This is a genomic window from Methylobacterium sp. E-041, assembly GCF_022829665.1.
Taxonomy (GTDB): domain Bacteria; phylum Pseudomonadota; class Alphaproteobacteria; order Rhizobiales; family Beijerinckiaceae; genus Methylobacterium.
On the sequence record NZ_JAKSYQ010000188.1, the window covers coordinates 1 to 3,407 of the forward strand.

A 3,407-nucleotide genomic window follows, 5' to 3' on the forward strand; every position below is an offset into this window, starting at 1 on the left:
GCCTGCCCGAGCGCGGTCTGGCTCAGACCTTGAGCGGTCCGATACGCCGCGATGCGGCTTCCGATCGATCGGTCGCCGCTGGTCGCGAGCTTCGGCGCATGGATGGGGGTCATTCGGGCATTCGCTTTCAGGTTGGAGACGGCTCGACCAGCGTCGCTGCTGCTCCGAGCACATCCCAATACGCATTGCGCGCGATTGAGTTTCGCAACGCTGATCAATCCTGGGTTGCAGAAACGACATGGCTTGGCCGTATGTGAGCCAATGCCCAGCGATCCGTGCTCGACCGAACAGGGCCTAAACCCAGCCTCGGGATGCGGGCCGGTTACGTGGATCGCCCGGTTAGGTACAGTCTGAAGCTGTGCTATAGCTCCGCGAACAGGCAAGGATTGCATCGATTGAGCGTTTAGGTTGTGATGCGGAACGCAACCTCTCTCGTAGGCACGCCATGCCCGCATCCCTGCAATCCATCCTCGATGCGTCGGGTTACCTCGGCACCTGGGAAACGGATCTCGATACGCAAATTATTGAACTCACGGGTGCGCTTCCCCGTGTGCTCGCAGTCGATGAGTCACAAGACGCGACGAGAGTCCCTGTCACGGCGTTCTTGGAAGGCGTGCACACCGAAGATCGAGACCGCGTCGCTCACCTCATCCACGAAGCTCATAGCACTGCAGGACGGTTCGAAGCCGAGTTTCGGACCTGCGATCGAGATGGTGAAGTTCACTGGATCGCCGCACGGGGACGTGTCGAGACCGATGAGACCGGCCGAGGCTTGCGCTGCATCGGGCTGATGGCGGACCTGACAGAAGCGCGCCGAGATAGTCAGGCAGCAGCCGACCATACGATGCGGACGATCGATCGGGTGGTCGATGCACTCATTGCGCTTCGGTCCGTGACGAAGCAGTTAGACTCGCCGGTCCTGCCGACCCTAGTCGATACGATGCTGCTCGAACTCGGAACGATCCTAGCCCGGAAGATGGGGCCTAGCGAGACTGACCAGGTGCACTGATGAGAGCGAGGGCAGGATGTCCGGCGGCAACGAGTTGTTAACCAAGTTGCCCCCTCATGGAAGCCGAGTGGACCCACCCCGTCCCCTCGTCATTGGGAAGCCCCGCTCCGGCTGCAGCCGAACGGGGCTTTTCCTTTTTTGAGGGGGCTATCCGTTTCAAGTCGTTTCTTCATCCCCAGGACGACCGAGTGCGCTGCCAAGGCTGAAAAGCAGTAGGTCAGTCGCGATCCTAACATCGGCTGGCGCATCGGTGCCAAGTGTTTCCTTCAATGAGATGGCAAGCTCGGCAGCTCGAACAAGCGGGTCGTTCGCTGGAGGTGCTTGGTTCAGGACGTAGCGCGCACCGCCGTCGCGCATCTCGGTGATGTCGATAAGGATGCCACGTGAGCGGATCGGTCGCCCAACGTCGTCCAGATGTGACCGCCCGCGATTGAGCAGCCACCGTACGGAGCCGTCGTCGGCAAGAATGCGGTATTCGGCCAGCACGAGACCGCCTGCCTTTGCAGCGCGCTTCATGTGCTCGGCCAGCCATTCCTGATCGGCTGGATGAACGGCGGCAGCTGCCGCCGCTCCGCTGATTTCGCGGTCAGCCAGATCCCGGTCTCCAGTCAGAAGCCAAGCCGCCCCGGCATCATAGACGACGATCCCGCGGACGTGGTCCCAATCCCATGTTCCGACGATGCACGAGGCGTCGAGTGCAGCCCGTAGGTGCTCTAAGTCCTCATGGAAGCCATCGATCGCGTTGACCCGCATTCTGCCCTCTCACGGCTGATACCGAGATACCGCTTTAGTCAAAAAACACCAGAACGGTTCCAGCGGAGGTCTGATGGCTTCTCCTTCACAAGTCAGATTGATGGACTTACCGTGCCGAGTTGGCGATGCCCTTCGTAGGGGCTCTTCAGGGGAAAGACCGGCTCACGCTCCGAGAGCGATACTGGGAGGGAACGTTATGCGCGATGGGCCTGACGATCCGGTGGGCGAAGTAGAGAGGGCACTGTCCCGTGTTGCGGGCGCGCTGGATTTGCCCGTCTCCACCTTCAGTGCAGTTCCTGGTTCGCATGCGGCCAAGCTCTTGGCAGAGCAAAAAGAAGCGTACCTGATCGCCATGGTCACAGCATATCTGCGCGCCGCCGACCCTAGGTCGCGAGCCCGCTTCACTGACGCGTTGAGGTCTGTTGTAGATACCATGCAATCCTAAAAGGTGTTTGGCCACAGCAGCACCGTCGCGGCTTCCTGGACCTGCGCGGCTGGCGTACCGCTACCAGACCAAACCTGCTTGATCGTCTCGCGCAGGGCTGCCGGCATGAACGGTTTGATGAGGCAGGCATTCACACCGGCCCGCCGCGCGGCGACGAAGCAGTGGGCCTGCTCCTTCGTCGTCATGATGACGAACGGCGTCTCGCGGAGCTGTGGATCGTCGCGCACCTGACGGAGCAGCTCGTAGCCGGTCATCGGATGCATGTTCCAATCCGCGATGACGAGGCCATAGCGGCGCTGGTTCAGCATCGCGAGCGCGGCAGCTCCATCGCCAGCCTCGTGTACCTCGGTCAGCCCGACCTGTTCGAGCGTCGCCCGCACCACGGCACGGATCAAAGGCACATCGTCCACGACGAGCACGGGAAGCGATCGTGGCGATGTCACATCAACCCCTACAGCGACCTCGGTTCGGCCCCGTCCCGATCCGCTCACGGGACGGGGGAACCCCGGATCTTACCAGCTAGGCCGATACGCAACTTGGCCCGAACGTGGGATGCGGCTCCTCGGTTAGAAGCACGTCACCGTGGCGAGTGCCGAGGTGTGCCGGAACGGGCCGCTGAGCGGCGTCAGGCCACTTTGGCGACCTTCTTGCGACCGCGGGCCTTCGGGGCTGCCTCTGAGGCTTCTACGGCCTTGGGCTTCTGACCACGGGCTTAGTTGCCAAGGAGATCGCTCCTCCCGTCTCAGGAGCCTAAGCGGCTGCCTTGCGCCGCAGCTGGCCGAGGCCGAGTGAACGTGCCAGCTCGGACCGCTTGGCGGAGTAGGCGGCCGATACGATGGGGTAGTCAGACGGCAGGCCGTACTTCGCACGGTAGCTCTCCGGTGTGAGCCCGCGAAGCGTGAGGTGGCGCTTCATCGTCTTGTAGGTCTTGCCATCCTCGAAGCCGACCCCCGCCCAGATCCGCAAGTCGGTCACCCCGGACGGCATGTTAGGTTCCAGGATGGCAAGAACTACAAGGAGGTTAAGCGCCACCTCACGCTTCCCGGGCTCACACCGGAGAGCTACCGTGCGAAGTACGGCCTGCCGTCTGACTACCCCATCGTATCGGCCCCCTACTTCGCCCAGCGGTCCGAGCTGGCACGTTCACTCGGCCTCGGCCAGCTGCGGCCCAAGGCAGCCGCTTAGGCCCCTTGGACGGGG

4 protein-coding genes and 2 pseudogenes are annotated in these 3,407 nt (G+C 62.4%); 3 read left to right on the forward strand and 3 right to left on the reverse strand.

Annotated features, from left to right (window positions below; genetic code table 11):
* Both MKK70_RS18325 and MKK70_RS18330 read left to right on the forward strand, forming a co-directional pair.
* A partial coding sequence (locus tag MKK70_RS18325; protein WP_243949254.1) for a hypothetical protein occupies window positions 1–257 on the forward strand: 257 nt, incomplete at its 5' end.
* A 188-nt stretch (window positions 258–445) separates the two neighbouring features.
* Window positions 446–1,009 carry a PAS domain-containing protein gene (locus tag MKK70_RS18330; protein WP_243932231.1) on the forward strand — a complete coding sequence of 188 codons (564 nt, stop codon included), beginning with the start codon at window positions 446–448 and terminating at the stop codon, window positions 1,007–1,009.
* Window positions 1,010–1,165: 156 nt separating this feature from the next.
* On the opposite strand, the gene MKK70_RS18335 is transcribed toward MKK70_RS18330, so the two are convergent.
* The 3 genes and pseudogenes from MKK70_RS18335 to MKK70_RS18345 form a co-directional block, all read right to left on the reverse strand.
* Window positions 1,166–1,762, reverse strand: coding sequence for a PAS domain-containing protein (locus tag MKK70_RS18335; RefSeq protein WP_243949255.1), 597 nt, complete (start codon window positions 1,760–1,762; stop codon window positions 1,166–1,168).
* 441 nt (window positions 1,763–2,203) lie between these two features.
* Window positions 2,204–2,626: a response regulator gene (locus tag MKK70_RS18340; protein WP_243949257.1), complete on the reverse strand. Its 423-nt coding sequence runs from the start codon at window positions 2,624–2,626 to the stop codon at window positions 2,204–2,206.
* Window positions 2,627–2,957: 331 nt separating this feature from the next.
* A pseudogene (locus MKK70_RS18345) lies at window positions 2,958–3,155 on the reverse strand (MucR family transcriptional regulator); the annotation flags it as partial.
* Between MKK70_RS18345 and MKK70_RS18350 the strand changes: the two are divergent.
* Window positions 3,148–3,392: pseudogene (locus MKK70_RS18350) on the forward strand (MucR family transcriptional regulator); the annotation flags it as partial. The pseudogenes MKK70_RS18345 and MKK70_RS18350 sit on opposite strands and share 8 nt — an antisense overlap.
* Window positions 3,393–3,407: the final 15 nt, after the last annotated feature.

What these genes read in the sequence shown, in the direction of transcription:
- MKK70_RS18335 (WP_243949255.1), bottom strand. Translation starts at nt 1,762, where the DNA reads ATGCGGGTCAACGCGATCGATGGCTTCCATGAGGACTTAGAGCACCTA.
- MKK70_RS18330 (WP_243932231.1), top strand. Translation starts at nt 446, where the DNA reads ATGCCCGCATCCCTGCAATCCATCCTCGATGCGTCGGGTTACCTCGGC.